This is a genomic window from Glycomyces luteolus (assembly GCF_027622875.1).
In the GTDB taxonomy this organism is placed as follows: Bacteria; Actinomycetota; Actinomycetes; order Mycobacteriales; family Micromonosporaceae; genus Glycomyces; species Glycomyces luteolus.
The window spans coordinates 230289-249135 of sequence record NZ_JAPZVP010000004.1; the positions used below are offsets into that span (position 1 = coordinate 230289).

Here is an 18847-nt window from a genome sequence, read left to right on the forward strand (position 1 = left end):
GGACCGGGCGCGACTCCGTACGATGAGGTTCCTGAGACCGTTAACGCCCGCTCAACGAGCCGTCATTGGAGGCCGCCATGGCATACCCGCCGGCGCCGCAGTATCCGCAGTCGCCCCCGCCGGGGCCGAAGACCAGGCCCTGGTCGGTCACCGCCGTGGTGTGGACCCAGATCCTCACGGCCGTGATGCTCGTGGCCAGCGGCATCGCCATGTTCTCGGTGATGTCGTCCGTCGAGGACACCGTCACCAAGCAGCTGCTCGAAGACCCGGAGCTGGCGGACTCGGGGCTCACCGCCGACAACGTCAGCTCGCTCATGACCTTCACGTTCGCGCTGATCGCGGGCGTCTACGTGGTCATGGCGGTCTTCTACGTGGTCCTGGCCCTCCTGGTGAACAAGGGCAAGCGCCCCGCGCGCATCCTCAGCTGGATCCTCTCGGGCATCGGCCTGCTGTGCTGCGGCATCGGCGGGCTCGTGGGCCAGCTCGGCTCGATGACCGCGAACGTCAACGGCCAGGAGTACCAGGACGAGGCCACGCAGGCCATCGAGGACGCCACGCCCGCCTGGGTCACCGCGATCGACTGGATCACGCTGATCCTGCTCATCGTCGGCTCGCTGGTGATCATCATCCTGCTCGCCGTCCCGGCCTCGAACGAGTTCTTCCGCAAGGAAGAGCCGCCGATGGGCCCGTACATGGGCCAGCCGCCCTACGGCCAGCAGCCGCCCGGACCGCAGCAGCCCGGCCCCGGCCAGCCCCCGTACGGGCAGCAGCCCCCCGGGCCGCAGCAGCCGCCCGGCCCGCCGCCGCAGTAGCGCGAACGAACGGCCCCACCACGGTTTCGAACCGCGGTGGGGCCGTTCGCTATCCGTCGTACGCCGGGGTCTCCGCCCGCGGCACCGCGAACCGGCGCTCCGCGTCGAGCCCGGCCAGGCCTTCGCCGACCGGCGCGTCGTGCCAGGCGGCCAGCACCTCGCCCTCCTTCTGCCGTGTGAGGCCCGCTTTCAACTGCGGCGCCGCCGCGTTCGCGTCCCACCAGCGCCGCACCGTGTCGCCGAGGCGGGAGGCCCGGAACCCGGCGGCGACGGCCGGGCCGGTCGGCCGGGTCTGGAAGCCGTCGTAGTCGGGGGTGGGCACCCACATGCCGAGCGAATCGGGCCCGGACCACGGGTTGACGCCCTGCTCGAGCAGGAACTCCTGCGAGACCCAGGTCAAGTCCGGGCGTTCGGCGAGGACGCCGTGCTCGGTCAGGGCGTCGCCGACCTGGTCGAGGAACGCGCCGAATCCGAGGGGCTCGTCGATCGCGTCGACCGTGCCGTGCTCGCCGGTGTCGGCCGCGTCCAGCAGCCATGAGGCGTAGTCGTCGACGTCGATCCACTGGACCGGCCGCTCGCGCGGGCCAGGGGCCAGGACCTCGCCGCCCTCGGCGAAGCGCAGCGGCCAGTAGCCGAGGCGGTCGTTGCGGTCGGCGGGACCGACGATGAGGCCTGGCCGGGTGATGAACGCCTTGTCGCCCAAGCGTTCCCGCACGAGCTGCTCGCACGCGACCTTGCTGGCGCCGTAAGCCTCGAGGGACGGGTCGGTGGAGTCGGCGGCGGTCGGCTCGTGGAGGTCGTCGCTCACCGCGTCGAAGTGCTTGTAGACGGAGATCGTGGAGACGAACGACCAGTGCGACGCGTTGCCGGCGAGGGCGTCGAGGACCGGGCCGACGTGCGCGGGGATGCGCGCGACGTCGAACACGGCGTCGAATGCCCTGCCTCGCAGCGCGTCGAGGCCTTCGCCGGTGGCGCGGTCGAGCTTCACGAACTCGGCCCCTTCCGGCGGTTCGCCGGTGGTGCCGCGGGAGGCGACGGTGACGCGGTGGCCGCGCTCGAGGGCGTGCCGGGCGATGGCCAAGGACAGGAACACGGTCCCGCCGAGGACGAGGATCTGCTTCTCGGTGCTCATCACTCGAGCATGGTCCCCTGCCGGGCGGCGGGCAAGGGGCGTTCGCCCTGAGCAGACCGGGGCGGCGGACCGCGGCGACAGGACGCGGATGTCGGAGCGGCGCCATACGATGGAAGCGAAGGGGGGTGGAGGCCCGATGAGCAGCGACGGCACGGAATCCGACGAGTCCTTCTCCGCGTCCCCCGAGGCCCGACCGGACGACCCCGGCGACGAGACGCCGGACGACACGATCGATCTCGACCTCGAAGGCGACGGCGGCGTGGAGGAGTTCCTCTACGAGACCGAAGGCGACGGCGGCCTGGAGACCGAAGCCGCCGACCCGGACGAAACCGACATCGACGGGGGCGACAGCTCGTTCTACGACTTCGACGGCGATTGAGCGGCGGTGACCGGCGCCGGGCCGCGAAGCGGAAGGCCCGGACGACGGCCGCTGAACGCGGCCCGCGCCTTTCGTTAGGCTGCCCGGGTGAGCGACGATCAGCCCCGAGCCGCCTATTCCCGCCTTCCCCGCGACGAGGCCGAAGCGGTCGCCATGCAGACCGAGCTGGCCGGATGCGTGGTCGTCGCCGACGATGACACTCCAATAGAGACGATCGCCGGACTTGACATCGCCTATGGCAAGCACAGCGACACCGCCATCGCGACCGCGGTCGTCCTGCGGCGCGGCGGCCTCGAAGTGCTCGACCGGTCCGTCGTGCGCGGCGCCTCCGACTTCCCGTACGTGCCCGGGCTCCTCGCCTTCCGTGAACTCCCGTTGCTGCTCAAGGCGATCGAAGCGCTCTCGGTCACCCCCGACCTGTATGTGTGCGACGGGTACGGGCTCACCCACCCGCGCCGGTTCGGCCTCGCCTGCCATCTCGGCGTCGTCCTCGACGCTCCCGCGATCGGCGTCGCCAAGAACCCGCCGCACCTGCCCGTCGAGGCCCCCGGGCCCGAACGCGGCGCGTGGACCGCGATCACCGCGAGCGGCGAGACCGTCGGCTGCGCCCTGCGCACCCAGGACGGCGTCAAGCCCGTCTACGTCTCGGTCGGCCACCGCCGTACCCTAGCCACCGCCCGCGACCTCGTGCTCGAACTCGCCCCGAACTACCGGCTCCCCGAACCGATCCGCGCCGCGGACCAGTTGGGCCGCAGGCGACTCGCGGCGACGGAATGACCACGGGGTAGGGCCGACCTTACCCCGCACGGGGACGCTCGCAGGATGGATCCGGGTCCCGTTCGCCAATAGCGTCAACGGCATGGAACAACCCGAAACCGTCAAGAACGCCGCCCTCCTGTGGGCCACCGCGATCACCGCCGGGATCGTCGAGACGGTCCTTGCCGTCAGCGAAATCGCCCGCGACTCCGATCTGGACGCCGGGGTCTGGATGAACATCGGCGTCCGCTCCGCCGTCTACCTCGGCGCCTTCGTCCTCGTCGCCTTCTTCGCCCGCGGCCGCCGCTGGGCCCGCATCGGCCTCGCCCTGCTGCTGTCCGTCGTCGGCCTCGGCGCGATGGTCGTCCCCAGCGCCATCCAGCTGGCCGACGGCGAATCGCTCATCGCGGCCGTCGGCGGCGACGGCGAATTCGCCATGGCCTTCTTCGTGGTCCGGCTCCTCCACATCGCCGCCGTCCTGCTCGCCACGGCCCTGATGTTCAGCCCCGGCGCGAACGCCCACTTCCGGAAGCCCCAGCCCGTGACCGCCTAGAACGACAGCGCCCCGGCCCCGAGGCCGGGGCACTGCTCACTTCCCCTCCAACCAATCCTTCTCAGCCTGCGGAAGCTCCGGAATCTCGAGGATGCGGGGGATCAGCTCCCGCTCGCCCATCGCTGCCCGGAAGAACATCGCCGCGGTCACGTCGTGATCGGGCCGGTGCACGACCTCCAGCTCAGCGCCCGCCTCCACAAATCCGGGGGCGACGACCCGCAGGTACGGGCCCGGCCTGGCCTCGAGCGTGAACGTCTTCAACCAGCCGCGCTCGGCGATCCAACCCCGGAAAGTCCCGCACGGGATGCGCGCCCCGGTCACCTGGAGCACCAACCCGCCGGGCCCGGCCCACCGCTCGCCGATCAGCGCCGCGTTCACGTCGTACCCGGTCGTCGTCAGGTTCTCCCCGAACGCGCCCGCTCCGAAATCCCTACCTGTCAACTGATTGAAATGCCCGTAGTCCTCAGTGCCGTACACATAGACGGCCTGGTCGGTGCCGCCGTGGTTCTGCATGTCGCCGACGCGGTCGCCTTCGAGCCCGACCGATCCGTCGCCCTTGGGTCCGGGCGAGGTCACCTTCACCGGCCCGTCGACCGGCAGCTTCTCGATGTACGTGGCCGGGAGGCCCTTCCACGGGTTCTCGCGCGGACGGCCCACGTTCACACTGATGATCTTCACCCGCCGGAGCCTAGTGAGCGGCCGCCCGAGTCTCAACCGCATTCCCGACGCGGGCGGCCCCGGTCTCGGCGCGGCCGCGAACCGGAAGGTCGTCGTACCCCCGGGCTAGGCTTGCTCCGTGGGGGTCAGCACCAGGAAACTGTTCCGCGACGACGCGGTCGTTCTGCGCACCTTCAAACTCGGCGAGGCCGACGCGATCGTGTCCCTCCTCGGCCGCCAGCGGGGCCGCTACCGCGCCATGGCCAAGGGCCTGCGCCGCACCTCCTCCAAGTTCGGAGCGCGGCTCGCCCCCTTCAGCCACGTCGACCTCCAGCTCATCGAGGGCCGGGCCGAGCTCCACACCGTCACCCAGGCCGTCGGCCTGCACCTCTCCGGCGGGGCGATCGCCGCCGACTGGCCCACCTACACCGCCGCGTGCGTCATCGCCGAGGCCGCCGAACGGCTGGTCCCCGAGGACCACCAGCCCGACCTCGACGTCTTCCAGCTCACGCTCGGCGCGTTCCGGGCGCTGGCCGAGACCGACCTGCCCGCCGTGCTCGTCATGGACTCCTACCTGCTGCGCGGCATGAAGTCCGCCGGCTGGGCGCCTTCACTCAACGAATGCGCCACTTGCGGCAAGGACGGCGAGCACCGCGCCTTCGCCGTGGCGGCCGGCGGCGCGGTCTGCAGCGACTGCCGGCCCGGCGGCGCGACGGTGCCGAAACCGGCCTCGCTCGAGCTCATGCGCGCGCTTGAGGCGGGGGACTGGGCGAACGCGACGGCGGCCGACCCGCGCCAGCGATCCGAGGCGGCCGGGCTCATCGCCGCCCACTTCCAGTGGCATTCAGAGCGGCCGCTGAAGACCTTGAAGTACGTGCCGCACCAGTCCTGACGGATCTAGATGGTGCGCAACAGGAACGCGACGCTGAGCTCGAGCATCCGGTCGCGGTTCTCCAGCGTCCCGAAACCGTGGCCCATGCCTTCGATCCAGTGCTCTTCGAGCCGGTCGCCCCAGACCTCGCGGTAAGGGTCGATGAGCTCGGCTCGCATCAGCCCGTCCTCGGTGCCGCCCGCCAGGAGCACGGGCCCTTGGTGGCGTCTTGCGGCGGCGAACTGGTCGACGCCCGGGAGGTCGTCGAGGAAGGCCTGGCCGAACGCGATGCCGTTGCAGTCGGCGCGGCCGTGCTCGCGGATCTGGTCGCGGAACCAGTCGTCCTCCCAGAACGGCAGGTTGAGTCGCCCGCCGGCCGGGGCCCAGAGTGCGAGTGAGCGCAGGGGCCTGTCGCCTGCGGCGAGCACGGCCACCAGGGCGCCCATGCTGAAACCCAGCACGGAGATCCGGTCGGGGTCGATGGCGCGGTTGCGTTCGAGCTGGGCGAGTACGGCTTTGAGCTGGGAGGCCTGGTCGGAGACGCTGAAGTCGGCGGGGTCGCCGTCGGATTCCCCGAACGCGGCGAAGTCGAAGCGATGGCAGGCGATGCCCTGGGCCGCGAGCAGCCGGGCGAGGAGCACGAAGTCGTTGCCGGCGCCGATGCGGTTGCCGCCGAAACCGTGGCAGAGGACGACGGCGGGCGCCGGGGCCGGGTTCGGATGGGGGAGGTGGAGGACGCCGCGGAGGGTGCGGCCGGCGTGCTCGACGTTGAGAGGTTCCACGGGCCGAACGTAACAGAGGCCATAGGCGGGAGCCATGGCAGAAGTTGAGCGGAGCGCGGATTCGAAGCCGCCCCCGTTTTCGATGGTGCCCGAGGGGTCCGACAAGACGGTGGGAGCACGAAGGCGAAGCGAGGCCGGTGGGCGGACTCGTCGGTGCGCGGGCGGAACCGCGAAGCGAGGCGGCGCGGCGGTGGTCCGGCGGAACGCGCAGCGGGACCGGATCAGCGGGCGGCGTCGCGGGCGTTCCCGGGCGGGCGTGCGGCGGGCCCCGCTCACGTCCGGACTAGGATCGAGGCCCCGCTGACGACTTGGCCGCCTGGAGGTCCTGTGAGCCGCACGTACGAGCCGCCGAAACCGCACCCGTCGGGGGCGGTCCCGCCCGAGCTGCCGCGCGAGCTCGTTCCCCGGCACGTGGCGCTCGTGATGGACGGCAACGGCCGCTGGGCCAAGGAGCGCGGCCTCAAGCGCACCGAGGGCCACACCATGGGCGAGGCCTCGCTCTTCGACACCATCGAAGGCGCGATCGAGATGGGCATCTCGACCCTCTCGGCCTACGCGTTCTCGACCGAGAACTGGCGCCGCAGCCCCGAGGAGGTGCGCTGGCTCATGGGCTTCAACCGCGACGTCATCCACCGCCGCCGCGACGAGCTGCACGCCATGGGCGTGCGCATCCGCTGGGCCGGGCGCCGACCGAAGCTGTGGAAGAGCGTCATCGACGAACTCCAAGTGGCCGAGGAGATGTCGAAGCGCAACGACAAGATCACGCTCCAGTTCTGCGTGAACTACGGCGGCCGCGCCGAGATCGCCGACGCCGCCGCGGCGCTCGCCCGCGACGTGAAGGCCGGAAAGCTCAATCCCGAGCGCATCACCGAGAAGACCTTCGCGAAGTACCTGTACAACCCGGACCTGCCGGACGTGGACCTGTTCCTGCGCCCCTCGGGCGAGCAGCGGACCTCGAACTTCCTGCCGTGGCAGTCGGCGTACGCCGAGATGGTGTACCTCGACGTGCTCTGGCCCGACTTCGACCGCCGCCACCTCTGGCACGCCTGCGAGATCTACGCGAGTCGGGACCGGCGCTTCGGTGGAGCCGAGCCGAATCCCGTGCAGGCGTAGTGAAAGACCGCCCCTTACTGGAACGGGGTGAAGCTCCGGCCGCGTTCCTGGTCCGCCTGGAGCTTGTCGACCGTGTTCTGCAGCTTGTCGATCCGCTCCAGGATGATCGCGGTGTCGGCCGAGATCTGGTCGTCGATGTCGTCGAGGCGCTGCGCCTCCTCCATCGACGCGAGTACCACGCCCAGCAGCAGGTTCACCAGCACGAACGCGCCGAACAGGATGAACACCAGGTAATACGGCAGCGTCCACATGTTGTGGGCCATGCTGTTGCGCATGACGTTCCCCATGTCGTCGAACGCCACCAGTTGGAACAGGTTCAGCAGCGCCTTCCCGACCGTGCCGAAGTGCTCGGAGTCGCTGGAGCTGAACGCGATCCATCCGACCATCGCCCACAGGTACATGACCACGCCCGTCAGCGCGAACACGCCCGCCGACTTCGGCAGCGCCTTCCCGGCCGCCACCAGGATGATCCGCAAGGAGGGCAGCGACCGGAAGATCCGCACGATCCGCGCCAGCCGCAGCATCCGCAGGATCGTCACGTTCTCGCGCAGGCCCGGCATGAACGAGGCGAACACGATCACGAAGTCGAAGATGTTCCAGCCGTCCTTGAAGAACCGCAGCGGCCGGCGCCCGAACGACACGAGCCCGGCCAGCACCTCGAACGCGAAGAACCCCAGGCACACGTAATCCACCCAGTGCAGGAACTCCGCGACCTCGGCCGAGTGCGGGAACGTCATCGCCCCCAGCGCGGCCGCGTTCACGAGGATCACCACCATCGACACCATCTGGAACCGGGGATTCGCCAGCAGCGCCCGGCAAGCGGCCGGGACGCGGCTGGGGTCGGTACCTAGGGTGGGAACACGCACCGCACAAGAGTAATAAAGCGGAACACTCGCATACTGACGGGTAGTGCAAGGCGGCCGTTCGTCCACCTGCGCCCATGCCGCACAATGGCACCGTGAGCGCCGAACTCGCCCGAACCGAGCCCCCAGCCGAGACACCGGTCACTCCCGCGCCCCCGAAACGCCGCGGGCTCACCTCGATCGAGGCACTCGCGCTCCTCCTCATCTTCGGCCTCACGGCCCGTCCCGGCCTCACCGAGCTCTTCGCCGCCCCCGTCGCTCAGGCCTGGTCCGCCCGGTTCGTAGCAGTCTGCGTGCAGGCCTTCCCGTTCCTCGTCCTCGGCGTGGTCCTCTCAGCCGCGATCAGCGCCTTCGTGCCCGCGGGGTTCTTCCACAAGGTCGTGCCCAAGCGCTCCGTCCTCGCCGTCCCCGTCGCCGGGGTCGCCGGGGCCGTCCTGCCCGCCTGCGAATGCGCCTCCGTGCCCGTCGCCGGGGCCCTCGTGCGCCGCGGCGTCGCCCCCGCCGCCGCGTTCACCTTCATGCTCGCGTCCCCGGCGATCAACCCGATCGTGGTGGTCTCCACCTTCGTTGCCTTCCCCGGCAACCCCGAGATGGTCGCCGCCCGCGTCGCCGCGTCCCTGGCCGCCGCGATCTCGATCGGCTGGCTCTGGGCGCGCCTCGGCAAGACCGAATGGCTCAACCTGCCGAAGCACCACCACCACGACGACGGCAAATGGGCCGCGTTCTGGTCCGCGATCCGCCACGACTTCCTCCACGCCGGCGGCTACCTCGTCATCGGCGCGGCCATCGCCGCGAGCCTCAACACGCTCGTGCCCGAGACCTGGCTCCAGCCGATCGCCGACAACCCCGTGCTCGGGGTCCTCGCGCTGGCGGTCCTGGCGGTGCTCGTCTCGATCTGCTCGGAGTCGGACGCGTTCGTGGCCGCCTCGCTGACCCAGTTCTCGCCCACCGCGAAGCTGGCGTTCATGGTCGTGGGCCCGTTCATCGACGTGAAGCTCGCCGCCATGCAGGCCGGGACGTTCGGCCGCCGGTTCGCCCTCCGCTTCGCGCCGACCGCGTTCGTCGCGGCCGTGCTCGCGGCCGTCCTGATGGGAGCCCTGCTGCTGTGAGACGCGACGCGCAGGCGGTCATCCTGCTCCTGGTCGGCGGCGGCATGCTGCGCCTGGCCTGGACCGGGGACTACCTCAACTACGTGAAGCCCTACGCGTTCTGGCTCATCGTCCCCGCCGGTGCCATCCTCATCGCGGTCGCCGCGATCACGGGCGTGAACGCTTGGCAGGCGAGGAAAGAGGCCGACGACGGCCACGGCCACGGCGAACCGAAGGTCGCCTGGCTGCTGCTCGCGCCCGTGGTCGGGATGCTGCTCGTGGCCCCGGACGCGCTCGGGTCCTACGAGGCCGAGCGCACCGGCACCGTGGTCGGCGCCGAGGAGAACCGCTCGAGCTACCCGGAGCTGCCCGACGACGTGGACCCGGTGCCGCTCACCCTCCTCGACTACGCCTCGCGGGCGATCTTCGACGAGGGCCAGACCCTCGAGGACCACCGTATCCAGTTGCGCGGCTTCATCCTCTACGAAGGGGACGAACCGCAGCTCGCGCGCATGGTCGTCTCGTGCTGCGCCGCCGACGCCAGGCCCGTCAAGATCGGTTTCGACGGCGAACTCCCCGGGAGCCTCGAGCCCGACCAGTGGGTCGAGGTCGTCGGCGAGTACTCGCCGCGCCAGGGCCGCGACGAGATCAACGGCGAGCTGGTGCCGTACATCGAGGTCGAGTCGGTCACTCCGATCCCGACTCCCGAGAACGAGTACCAGTGACGCCGATCATCCAGGCGTGTCGCCGATCGGGCAGCCGCTCGAGCGTTTGCGCTGCTCGCGAGGGTTGCTCCCCTTCAGGGCACACATATTAGATGTTGACAATGATTGTCATGATTGGGCAAGCTTCCAGCATGCGCCGTTCCCGATTCATCCTCGTGCCCATCGCCGGCCTCGCCGCGGCCGCCGCCCTCGCCGCCTGCGGCTCCGGCTCCGACGACCCCGCCGCCGACGGCGAGATCAGCGTCGTCACCGCCTTCTACCCCCTCACCTTCGCGACCGAGCGCGTCGGCGGCGACCACGTCGCCGTCACCAACCTCACCCCCGCAGGCCAGGAACCCCACGACCTCGAGCTCGCCCCCTCCGACATCGCCGCGATCGAAGAGGCCGACTACGTCGTCTACCTCAAGGGGTTCATCCCCGAGCTCGACGCCGCCGTCGAGGAGTACGCCGCCGACAAATCGCTGGACGTGCTCACCGCCGTCGAGACCAGCCAGTACGACTACGAGCAGGCCATCGAGGAAGCGGAAGCGCACGCCGAGGAGGAGCACGCGGACGAGCACTCCGAAGAGCCCACCGCCTCCGACGAGCCCACCGCCTCCGAGGACGAGCACGCCGAGGAGGAGGGCCACGACCACGAGGAAGCGCCCGAAGGCACCGACCCGCACGTCTGGCTCGACCCGACCCGCTACGGCCAGATCGGCACCGCCATCGCCGAAGGCCTCGCCGGCCTCGACGACGCCAACCAGGCCGACTACACCGCGAACGCCGAGGCCTTCAACACCGAGCTCACCGAGCTCGACGCCGAGTTCACCGACGCCCTCGCCACCCGCACCGGCAACGCGATCGTCACCTCCCACTCCGCGTTCGGCTACCTCACCGACCGCTACGGCCTCACCCAGATCGCCATCTCCGGTCTGAGCCCCGACCAGGAGCCCGACTCCCAGCACATGGCCGAGGTCGCCGAATACGTCGAGGCCAACGGCATCACCACGATCTTCTTCGAGACCCTCGTCTCGCCCGAGATCGCCGACACGCTCGCGGCCGAGACCGGCGCGCAGACCGCCGTCCTCAACCCGCTCGAAGGCCTCACCCAAGAGCAGATCGACGCCGACGCCGACTACTTCACTGTGATGCGCGAGAACCTGGCCGCGTTGCAGACCGCTCTCGGTGCGGCGTAAGGCAGCATTACACGAATGCCCGTTCTCAACGTCCGCGGTGCGACCGTCTCCTACGGCGGTCGCGCCGTCGTCCGCGGCGTGGACCTCGCCGTCGAACCCGGAGAAGCCGTGGCCCTCATGGGCGCCAACGGCTCCGGGAAGTCCACGCTCATCAAGGCCGTCGCCGGGCTCGTCCCGCTCGCGGGCGGCTCGATCGCGCTCTTCGGCACGCCGCAGAAGCGCTTCCGCGCCTGGAAGCGCATCGGCTACGTCCCCCAGCGCACCGGCGCCGCCTCCGGGGTCCCCTCGACCGCTGCCGAGGTCGTCTCCCAGGGCCGCCTCGCCCACCGGTTCCTCGGCATGCCCCCGAGCCGCGCCGACCGCGAATCCGTGAACCGCAGCCTCGCCGAGGTCGGCCTCGCCGACCACGCCCACTGCTCCGTCGACACCCTCTCAGGCGGCCAGCAGCAGCGCGTGCTCATCGCCCGAGCGCTCGCCACCGACCCCGAGCTGCTCATCATGGACGAACCCACCGTGGGCGTCGACGCCGAGACCCAGGCCGCGCTCGCGCAGGTCGTGGCGGACCGGATCGACGCCGGATGCGCCGTCCTCCTCGTCACCCACGAGCTCGGCCCGCTCACCGACCGGCTCGACCGCGCCGTGGTCCTCGCCGACGGCAAGGTCGTGCACGACGGCGCCCCGCCGCGCCCCGTCGGCGAGCACGCCGACCCCCACCACGAGCACGCCCACCCGCACGCCAACGGCGACAGCGCCGACGAAGCCATCTGGGGCGGCAAATGAACCCCGACCTCTCGATCCTCGACTACTTCCAGTACGAGTTCATGCAGCGCGCCCTCATCAGCGCGCTCGTCGTCGGCCTCTGCGCCCCCGCCGTCGGCGTGTTCCTCGTCCAGAAGCGCCTGGCGCTCATCGGGGACGGCCTCGGACACATCGCCCTCACCGGTGTCGCGATCGGCTTCCTCACCGGTGCCGCCCCCATGTGGACCACGCTCGCGGTCACCGTGGCCGCGTCGGTCGTCATGGAGATCCTCCGCAGCCACTCCAAGACCTCCGGCGACGTCGCCCTCGCCATGATGTTCTACGGCGGCATCGCCGGCGGCGTCTACCTCACCGGCATCGCCTCCGACAAGGGCGTCGCGAACCTCCAGCAGTACCTGTTCGGCTCGCTGCTCACCGCCGGATGGGACGAGGTCTGGACCATCGCGATCGGCGGCTCGATCGTCGCCGCCCTCATGCTCGTGCTCCGGCCCTGGCTCGCCGCGATCTGCGCCGACGAGCAGTACGCGCGCGTCTCCGGCCTGCCCGTCGCCGCGCTCAACCTGCTGCTGCTGATCACCACCGCCGTCACCGTCTCGGTCTCGATGCGCGCGGTCGGCCTCCTCCTCGTGAGCGCCCTCCTCGTGATCCCGGTCGTCACCGTCCAGCAGTTCACGCGATCCTTCAAGGCCACCATGTTCACCGCGATGGGCGCCGGGTTCCTCATCGCGGGCGCGGGCGTCCTCGCCTCCGCCGCGAAGGACGTCCCGCCGGGCTCCACGATCGTGCTCATCGGCGTCGCCGTCTTCGTCGTCACCGCCGTCCTGGCCGCCCTCGTGCGCCGCGTCCGCCGGGTGCGCCGCGCCCATCTCCCGCCCGAAGGCGAGCCGCTCGAGGTCGAACTGCCCGTCTCGAACGCATGACCGGAGCGGGACCCGCGCCACCTGAGCCCCAGAACGGAGCCGGGACGCGATATTTTTGCGGAGTGCGGACCGAGAGCGAGCTAGCCGAAGAATCCACCCCTGCCGACTACGAAGCGGCCGGGGAGCTGCTGCGAGCCCTCGCCGCGCCCCTGCGCATCGCGATCGTCATGGAGCTGGCCGCCGGGCCGAAGTACGTGCACCAGATCGTCGAGACCCTGCGTGTCACCCAGCCCCTCGTCTCCCAGCATTTGCGGGTGCTCCGGGGAGCGGGTATCGTGCGCGGCACCAGGTCGGGCCGCGAGATCTCCTATTCGCTCATCGACGACCACATCGCGCACATCGTCACCGACGCCGTCCACCACGCCCGAGAGGAACGCTAGTGGCCACCAAGCCTCCGGCCGAGAACATGGCCCGCTCCACGAAGCAGCGGACCGCGATCCTCGAACTGCTCGAGCACGACGACGCGTTCCGCTCCGCCCAGGACCTCCACGCGATCCTGCGCGAGGCCGGCTCCAAGATCGGCCTCACCACCGTCTACCGGACCCTCCAGGCCTTCGCCGAGGCCGACATCGTCGACGTCATGCGTCTGCCCGGCGGCGACCACCTCTACCGCCTCTGCTCGGCCGAGGAGCACCACCACCACCTCGTATGCCGCTCGTGCGGGAGCACGGTCGAGGTCGCGGGGCCGACGGTCGAGCGCTGGGCCAACAAGGTCGCGGCCGACCACGGCTTCACCGAGGTCGGGCACACGCTCGAACTCCACGGCCTCTGCGCTGACTGCTCGCGCACTATCGAAGCACAGTAAGGTGGCGCCGTGCTGGTTGTATATCGTTTCGCCGTAACCGAAGGCGAGACGGAGACCTTCGCCCGCGATGCCGAAGACGCGCTCGCGGCGCTGGCCTCCTGCGAGGGTTACGAACGCGGCGGCCTGGGCCGCGCGCTCGACTCGTTCACCGACGGCGAGGACGCCGCCTGGCTCCTCTGGACCGAATGGGGCGACGTCGGCTCCTACCGCCGGGCGCTCTCGAACTACCAGGTGAAGATGTCCACCCCGCTGCTCTCCCGCGCGCTCCCGGAGGCCTCCGGCTTCGAGGTGCTCGCCGAATGCGCGCCGGGCGGCGAGCCGCGGCGCACCGGCTCGGACCGCACGGTCGACCCCGATGAGGCCCGCCGGGAGGCCGCCCGATGACCGACCGGCCGACCCCTGAACCGGTGCATTCCGAAGGGCCCGAACAGCACCCCGGACCGGAGGCCGCCGCTGCGCCGCCCGCGCAAGCGCCGGCAGCCTCCGAAGCGGCAGCCCCGTCCCCTGACCCCGTGCCGATGGCGGTCCCGGTCGAACCCATTCCCATGGAACCGACCCCGCCGCTGCCGACTTCGGTCGCCGAACCGGCACCCGAACCCGAATCGCCGCAGTCGCGCGAGACGGTCGAGGCCGAGCCGCACACCTCCGTCGACGCCGTGGCCGAACCCGCCGCCCCGGCGCAGATCGCCCCCGCGCCCTTCACCTCGGCGCCTCCGCAGGCCGCCCCGATCCCGATGGAGCCCGAGCCCTCCGCCCCCGATCCGGTCGCGCCGGTCGCGCTCGCGGCCGAGACCGACCAGACCCTCGCACTGCCTCCCACCACGAAGGAAGTCGAGCCCCCGCCCGTTCCTTCAGCCCCGCCTCCGCCGCCTACCGGCGTCCCGGTCCCGTTCGCGGCCCCGCCGACCGGGCACTCCCGGTACTTCGGCTTGAAGCTCGGCCTCGGCATCGGCGGCGGTGCGCTGGCCGTCATCGGCGTCGTCGTCGCCGTCGTGGTCGCGCTCATCGTGTTCACGAACTCGATCACCGACAAGGTCGAGGGCACCGCCGAGGAGTTCATCGGCGCGGTCGCCGAGGACGACTGGGACACCGCCTACGCGATGCTCTGCGAGGACTACCGCCAGCGCCCCGTCGAGGAGTACACCGACGAGTGGGACGCCTGGGACGCCGAGGGCGCCGAGATCCAGCCCATGAACGCCACCACCGGCAACGTCACGGTCGAATTCGACGACGGTTCAGCGATCGAACTGGTCATCGCCGTCGAGCAGACCGCCGAGACGCTCGACACGAGCGTCTGCGGCTGGCGGTCCGTGACGGTCTAGCGCCCGCCGCCGTACGGCGGCTGCTGGGGCGGGAACTGCTGCTGAGGCGGTTGGTATCCCTGCTGCTGGCCGTACGGGCCCGGCTGCTGCGGCGCGAATCCCGGCGCACCGCCGAACTGCGCCGGAGCGGCGGGGGCCTGGGACGCGGTCGGCGCTGCCGATCGCTTCGGCGCCCAGCGGCGCGTACCGCGGGTGAGGACGAGGATGAAGACGAGCAGGGTGCTCACGAACGCCAGGGAGGCGGCCCCGATGCCGAGGGTGACCGGGTCGATCGGGCCGACGTGGTAGTCCTCCACGAGCAGGAGCTCATCGTTGAAGAGCTTCGATGCCACCGCCCAGACCGCCCAGAACCCGAACGGCAGCATGACGATCCCGGTCCAGACGGCGGTGAGGATGCGGGCCCAGCGTCGGCGCTTCTGCAGGCCGACGACCGAGAGCGGGGCCATGAGCACGGCGGCGCCGACCAAGGCCATCGCCACCGAGAACTCCACGATGAGCTCGCTGGTCGCGTATTCCATCGGCGTCGCGGAGAGATCGACATCCTCCATGCCGCTGTCGCCGAACGTTTCGACGACCTCGCGGTTGCGTTCGATCACCTCGGCCGTCATGTTCAGGAAGAAGAGCGGCAGCGCGCACAGGCACAGGGCGATGAGGGGCATCAGGATCTGGATCAGTCGCACCGTGCCGGGTTTGCGCGGTGCCGGTTCGGGAGGCTGCTGAGGAGTCGGCTGGGGCTGGTACATCGGTCACCGTTCCTTGCTGGTCAGTACTGGGGCGGGTACGGGGGTTGCTGCTGCGGGTACCCGCCTTGCTGCCGGCCGTACGGGCCCGGCTGCTGCGGGGCCTGCGGTTGGCCCACGGGGACCATCATGATCAGCGGAGCCGACGGGATGGAAGGCGTCCAGGCCTTGACTCCGGGGGTCAGCAGCGACACGAAGACGGCGACTGCCAGGACGGCCATCGCCACGGTCAGGACCAGAGGGATTCTGAGCGGGTTGGGGCCGACCGGAGGGTAGAAGCTGTAGAGGTCGTAGATGTAGACCGCCGCGTACCCGATCGCGGCCGCGGCGAGCGGGGTCCAGATGAGTCCGAAGACCCGTCCGCCGTACTTGCCCTTGAGGATCAGCAGCCCCGTGAGGACGGCGCACAGCAGGAACGCCACATAAGCGGTCATGAAGTGCCCGAACTGGGGGAACGCTCCATAGAAGAGGCGGCCGAAGAGGCCTTCGCCCCCGCCGTAGCCGTTCGCCTCGGACCATCGAATGGATTCGAGCGTGTCGCTCACGATCTGGTACGTCTCCCAGGCCAGCAGGGCCGAGAGGAGCCCCATCATGGCCGCGGAGACCGTGGCGGGCGCGGGCCTGGTGTCCGGCCGCTGCGGTGCCGGAGCCTGCTGGGCCATGCCTCCCATCGCCATCCCGGGCGCGCCGTTCATGCCGCCCATGGCCGCGCCCGGCACCTGCACCTCGCCTCTCTGGATGCGGTGCATGAGGATCCACTGCCGCGCGGACTTGGAGCACAGGAGCCCGAAGAGCGTGCCGTAGAGGGCCACGAGCACGGCGGCGACGGTGAGCATGATGTCGCCGCCTGCGTCGAACATGACGACGCCGTAGATGAACCCGGTGAGGCTCAGTGCGAGTCCCAGGATCGCGCTGACGAGCGACCAGATCCACGCCCAGCGCTTGCCTCGCGAGATCTGGACGCCGCTGGCGAGCGACTGGATCGCGGAGTACACGGCGAACGCGAGCCCGATGAGGCTGAACGGGTTGAAGAACTCGACCATGCTCATGATCGAGAAGACGTTCCCGACCGCGCTGATGGCCAAGAAGATATAGAGGATGACCTGGATGCCAGTGATCGTGCCGGGCTTGCTCATCGTCGACCCGGGGACGGGCAGCTGCCCGGGGACCGGCTGCTCGAGGGCGTACTGCGCCGGGCCGTACGCGCCGCCGGGGCCCATCTGCTGCGGCCCCGGCTGCGGCGGCGGGGCGGGCTGGTACTGGAGGTGCATCCGGTCCGGGGGCGGGGGCGGCATGGTCATGGGGGCGTATTCCTCTTGCTCTCATGGGCTTTCGGTAGCGGTCACCTTACCGGACCGCTCCAATGCGGGCGGTTCCCAATCGGGTGGTGCGCTCCGGTTGGTGCCGTTTCGTGCATGTTCGAAGGGGCGCAGGCGGTCCGCGTGCCTGTTCGTCCTGAGGATCCTTTTCACGCGTTCCCGGGATGCGGCGGTTTGCTAGTCTGACTGACGCCGAACGACCTCCGAGTGAAGCAGGACGCGCTGTGGTTGAGACAACGCCCACTTCCCATACCTTCCAAGTGGACCTGCGCGGCCTGGTGGACCTCCTGTCCCACCACCTGTACTCCTCGCCGAAGGTCTATGTGCGGGAGCTGCTGCAGAACGCGGTGGACGCCATCACCGCCCGCGCCCAGATCGAGCCCGGTTTCGATCCTGGTGCGCGGGAAGTCGCGATAGTCACGGACGGGAAGCGCCTGCGGATCACCGATCCCGGTGTGGGCCTGACACTTGCAGAAGTCCACAAGCTCCTAGCGACGATCGGCGGTTCCTCCAAGCGGGACGAGGAGATCGAGGGCGCCCGCCGGGACTTCTTGGGCCAGTTCGGGATCGGTCTGCTCGCGTGCTTCACGGTGGCCTCGGTCATCACGGTGACCTCGCGTTCGGCGAAGGACCCGGCGGCGCCGGTGGTCCGCTGGGCCGCCCGCGACGACGGCTCGTACACCGTGACGGAGGTGCCGCTCGCCGAGCACCCCGAGCCGGGCACCACGGTCGAACTCGTGGCGCGGCGGGGCGAGGACTGGTTGCAGCCCAAGCGGGTCGCGGACCTCGCCCGCGAGTACGGCTCGCTGCTGCCGGTGCGCATCACCGTCTCCGACGGCGGCACGCCGATCGACATCTCGGACACGCCGCCGATGTGGGAACGGGAGCACCCGAATCCGACGGCCCGCCGCCTCGCGCTGAACACCTACTGCGAGCAGGTGCTCGGTTTCCCGCCGCTCGACGTGATCGACCTCGACGTGCCGCTTGCGGGCATCAAGGGCGTCGCGTTCGTCCTCCCGCACGCCACGTCGCCGTCGACCCGCCCGGCCCACCGCGTGCACCTCAAGCGGATGCTGCTGACCGACACCGCCGACAACCTGGTGCCCGAGTGGGCGTTCTTCGTGCGCTGCGTGATCGACACGGATGCGCTGCGCCCCACCGCATCCCGCGAGTCGCTCTACGACGACGAGGCGCTCGCGGTCGCCCGGGACGCGATCGGCGCGCAGGTGCGGGAATGGATCTCCCGCCTCGCCGCCGAGGACCCGACCCGCCTGGAAGCCTTCCTCGCCGTGCACGAGCTCGGCGTGAAGGCCCTCGCCCGGCACGACCTGGACCTGCTCGCGGCGATGCTGCCGTGGCTGCGGTTCGAGACCACCGCAGGGCACACGAACCTCCCCGACTTCGCCCGCGCCTACCAGCCGGTCTACCTCGCCTCCAGTGTGGACGAATACCGGCAGGTCGCGCAGATCGCCGCCGCGCAGGGCATCGGCGTCGTCAACGGCGGCTACACCTACGACGCGGAGCTGGTGCAGGCGCTGCCGCGCCTCGACCCGCAGGTCAAGGTCGAGGCCTTGCAGCCCGGCGTCATCTCGGCGAGCCTCGACCCGGTCGACACCGGCACCGAGCTCGCGCTGCGCTCGTTCCTCAACGCCGCGCGGGCCCGCCTCGACGCCGTTGACGTCGATGTCGTCGTCCGCGAGTTCAACCCCGTCTCGGTGCCCGCGCTGCTCCTCGACGACCGCGAATCCCGCCGCGAACGCCAGCGAGCCGAGGCGGAGGCCGAAGCGGACGACCTGTGGGGCGGTATCCTCGCCTCCATCAAGCAGCACGCCCCGCGCGCGCAGCTCGTCCTCAACCATCGCAACCCCACCGTCCGCCGCATCGCCGGGATCGGCGACCCCCAGCTCGCGGGCACCGCGGTCGAGTCCCTGTACGGTCAGGCGCTCCTGATGAGCCACCGGCCGCTGCGCAGCGCCGACACCGCACTCCTCAACCGTTCCTTCATGAACCTGCTGGAACACATCACCCGGGACTGAGCCGTCCCCGTCTCCGATCGGCTCACTCCTCACATAG

At 70.5% G+C, this 18847-nt stretch carries 22 protein-coding genes; 16 read left to right on the plus strand and 6 right to left on the minus strand.

What is annotated here, in order from left to right; genetic code table 11:
* Positions 1-77: 77 nt before the first annotated feature.
* Complete coding sequence (locus O1R50_RS06685) at positions 78-812, plus strand: DUF2127 domain-containing protein (protein ID WP_270109126.1); 735 nt, start codon at positions 78-80, stop codon at positions 810-812.
* A 49-nt stretch (positions 813-861) separates the two neighbouring features.
* Here O1R50_RS06685 and O1R50_RS06690 read toward each other — a convergent pair whose 3' ends face one another.
* A complete protein-coding gene (locus O1R50_RS06690; protein WP_270109128.1) occupies positions 862-1944 on the minus strand; it encodes an NAD-dependent epimerase/dehydratase family protein in 1083 nt (360 codons plus the stop codon).
* Positions 1945-2080: 136 nt separating this feature from the next.
* Here O1R50_RS06690 and O1R50_RS06695 point away from each other — a divergent pair, with 136 nt between their 5' ends.
* From O1R50_RS06695 to O1R50_RS06705, 3 genes are all read left to right on the plus strand, one after another.
* Complete coding sequence (locus tag O1R50_RS06695; protein WP_270109129.1) at positions 2081-2323, plus strand: hypothetical protein; 243 nt, start codon at positions 2081-2083, stop codon at positions 2321-2323.
* An 87-nt stretch (positions 2324-2410) separates the two neighbouring features.
* Positions 2411-3100, plus strand: coding sequence for an endonuclease V (locus O1R50_RS06700; RefSeq protein WP_270109130.1), 690 nt, complete (start codon positions 2411-2413; stop codon positions 3098-3100).
* 82 nt (positions 3101-3182) lie between these two features.
* Entirely contained in the window at positions 3183-3632 is a 450-nt protein-coding gene (locus O1R50_RS06705) for a hypothetical protein (RefSeq protein ID WP_270109131.1), read from the plus strand.
* Positions 3633-3668: 36 nt separating this feature from the next.
* Here the strand turns inward: O1R50_RS06705 and O1R50_RS06710 are convergent, their stop codons facing one another.
* Entirely contained in the window at positions 3669-4310 is a 642-nt protein-coding gene (locus O1R50_RS06710) for an MOSC domain-containing protein (protein WP_270109132.1), read from the minus strand.
* A 118-nt stretch (positions 4311-4428) separates the two neighbouring features.
* On the opposite strand from O1R50_RS06710, the gene recO reads away from it, so the two are divergent.
* Positions 4429-5181, plus strand: coding sequence for a DNA repair protein RecO (gene recO, locus O1R50_RS06715; protein ID WP_270109133.1), 753 nt, complete (start codon positions 4429-4431; stop codon positions 5179-5181).
* A gap of 5 nt (positions 5182-5186) precedes the next feature.
* Here recO and O1R50_RS06720 read toward each other — a convergent pair whose 3' ends face one another.
* Positions 5187-5942: an alpha/beta hydrolase gene (locus O1R50_RS06720; RefSeq protein WP_270109134.1), complete on the minus strand. Its 756-nt coding sequence runs from the start codon at positions 5940-5942 to the stop codon at positions 5187-5189.
* A 327-nt stretch (positions 5943-6269) separates the two neighbouring features.
* On the opposite strand from O1R50_RS06720, the gene O1R50_RS06725 reads away from it, so the two are divergent.
* The gene (locus O1R50_RS06725) at positions 6270-7055 is read left to right on the plus strand and encodes an isoprenyl transferase (protein WP_270109135.1); all 786 of its coding nucleotides are present in this window, start codon (positions 6270-6272) and stop codon (positions 7053-7055) included.
* Between the two features lie 14 nt (positions 7056-7069).
* Here the strand turns inward: O1R50_RS06725 and O1R50_RS06730 are convergent, their stop codons facing one another.
* Positions 7070-7921, minus strand: coding sequence for an ion transporter (locus O1R50_RS06730; protein WP_270109136.1), 852 nt, complete (start codon positions 7919-7921; stop codon positions 7070-7072).
* 74 nt (positions 7922-7995) lie between these two features.
* Between O1R50_RS06730 and O1R50_RS06735 the strand changes: the two genes are divergently transcribed.
* The 9 genes from O1R50_RS06735 (at position 7996) to O1R50_RS06775 (ending at position 14715) form a co-directional block, all read left to right on the plus strand.
* A complete protein-coding gene (locus O1R50_RS06735; RefSeq protein ID WP_408612620.1) occupies positions 7996-9027 on the plus strand; it encodes a permease in 1032 nt (343 codons plus the stop codon).
* The gene (locus O1R50_RS06740) at positions 9024-9731 is read left to right on the plus strand and encodes a TIGR03943 family putative permease subunit (RefSeq protein ID WP_270109138.1); all 708 of its coding nucleotides are present in this window, start codon (positions 9024-9026) and stop codon (positions 9729-9731) included. The genes O1R50_RS06735 and O1R50_RS06740 overlap by 4 nt, the downstream gene beginning before the upstream one ends.
* Before the next feature lie 131 nt (positions 9732-9862).
* The gene (locus O1R50_RS06745; protein WP_270109139.1) at positions 9863-10909 is read left to right on the plus strand and encodes a metal ABC transporter solute-binding protein, Zn/Mn family; all 1047 of its coding nucleotides are present in this window, start codon (positions 9863-9865) and stop codon (positions 10907-10909) included.
* A gap of 15 nt (positions 10910-10924) precedes the next feature.
* Positions 10925-11689 carry a metal ABC transporter ATP-binding protein gene (locus O1R50_RS06750; RefSeq protein ID WP_270109141.1) on the plus strand — a complete coding sequence of 255 codons (765 nt, stop codon included), beginning with the start codon at positions 10925-10927 and terminating at the stop codon, positions 11687-11689.
* Positions 11686-12588 carry a metal ABC transporter permease gene (locus tag O1R50_RS06755; protein WP_270109142.1) on the plus strand — a complete coding sequence of 301 codons (903 nt, stop codon included), beginning with the start codon at positions 11686-11688 and terminating at the stop codon, positions 12586-12588. Before O1R50_RS06750 ends, O1R50_RS06755 begins: the two co-directional genes overlap by 4 nt.
* A gap of 62 nt (positions 12589-12650) precedes the next feature.
* Complete coding sequence (locus O1R50_RS06760; protein ID WP_270109143.1) at positions 12651-12968, plus strand: ArsR/SmtB family transcription factor; 318 nt, start codon at positions 12651-12653, stop codon at positions 12966-12968.
* A 26-nt stretch (positions 12969-12994) separates the two neighbouring features.
* The gene (locus O1R50_RS06765) at positions 12995-13393 is read left to right on the plus strand and encodes a Fur family transcriptional regulator (RefSeq protein WP_408612627.1); all 399 of its coding nucleotides are present in this window, start codon (positions 12995-12997) and stop codon (positions 13391-13393) included.
* Between the two features lie 9 nt (positions 13394-13402).
* Positions 13403-13777: an antibiotic biosynthesis monooxygenase gene (locus O1R50_RS06770; protein WP_270109145.1), complete on the plus strand. Its 375-nt coding sequence runs from the start codon at positions 13403-13405 to the stop codon at positions 13775-13777.
* A 161-nt stretch (positions 13778-13938) separates the two neighbouring features.
* On the plus strand, positions 13939-14715 hold the full coding sequence (locus O1R50_RS06775) for a hypothetical protein (protein WP_270109146.1): 777 nt from the start codon (positions 13939-13941) through the stop codon (positions 14713-14715).
* Here O1R50_RS06775 and O1R50_RS06780 read toward each other — a convergent pair.
* Entirely contained in the window at positions 14712-15458 is a 747-nt protein-coding gene (locus tag O1R50_RS06780; RefSeq protein ID WP_270109147.1) for a G protein-coupled receptor family protein, read from the minus strand. The genes O1R50_RS06775 and O1R50_RS06780 overlap by 4 nt on opposite strands.
* A gap of 20 nt (positions 15459-15478) precedes the next feature.
* Positions 15479-16756 (minus strand): hypothetical protein, encoded by a 1278-nt coding sequence (locus O1R50_RS06785; RefSeq protein WP_270109148.1) that lies wholly within the window; start codon positions 16754-16756, stop codon positions 15479-15481.
* A 242-nt stretch (positions 16757-16998) separates the two neighbouring features.
* Between O1R50_RS06785 and O1R50_RS06790 the strand changes: the two genes are divergently transcribed.
* Entirely contained in the window at positions 16999-18810 is a 1812-nt protein-coding gene (locus O1R50_RS06790) for an HSP90 family protein (protein ID WP_270109149.1), read from the plus strand.
* Positions 18811-18847 lie beyond the last annotated feature (37 nt).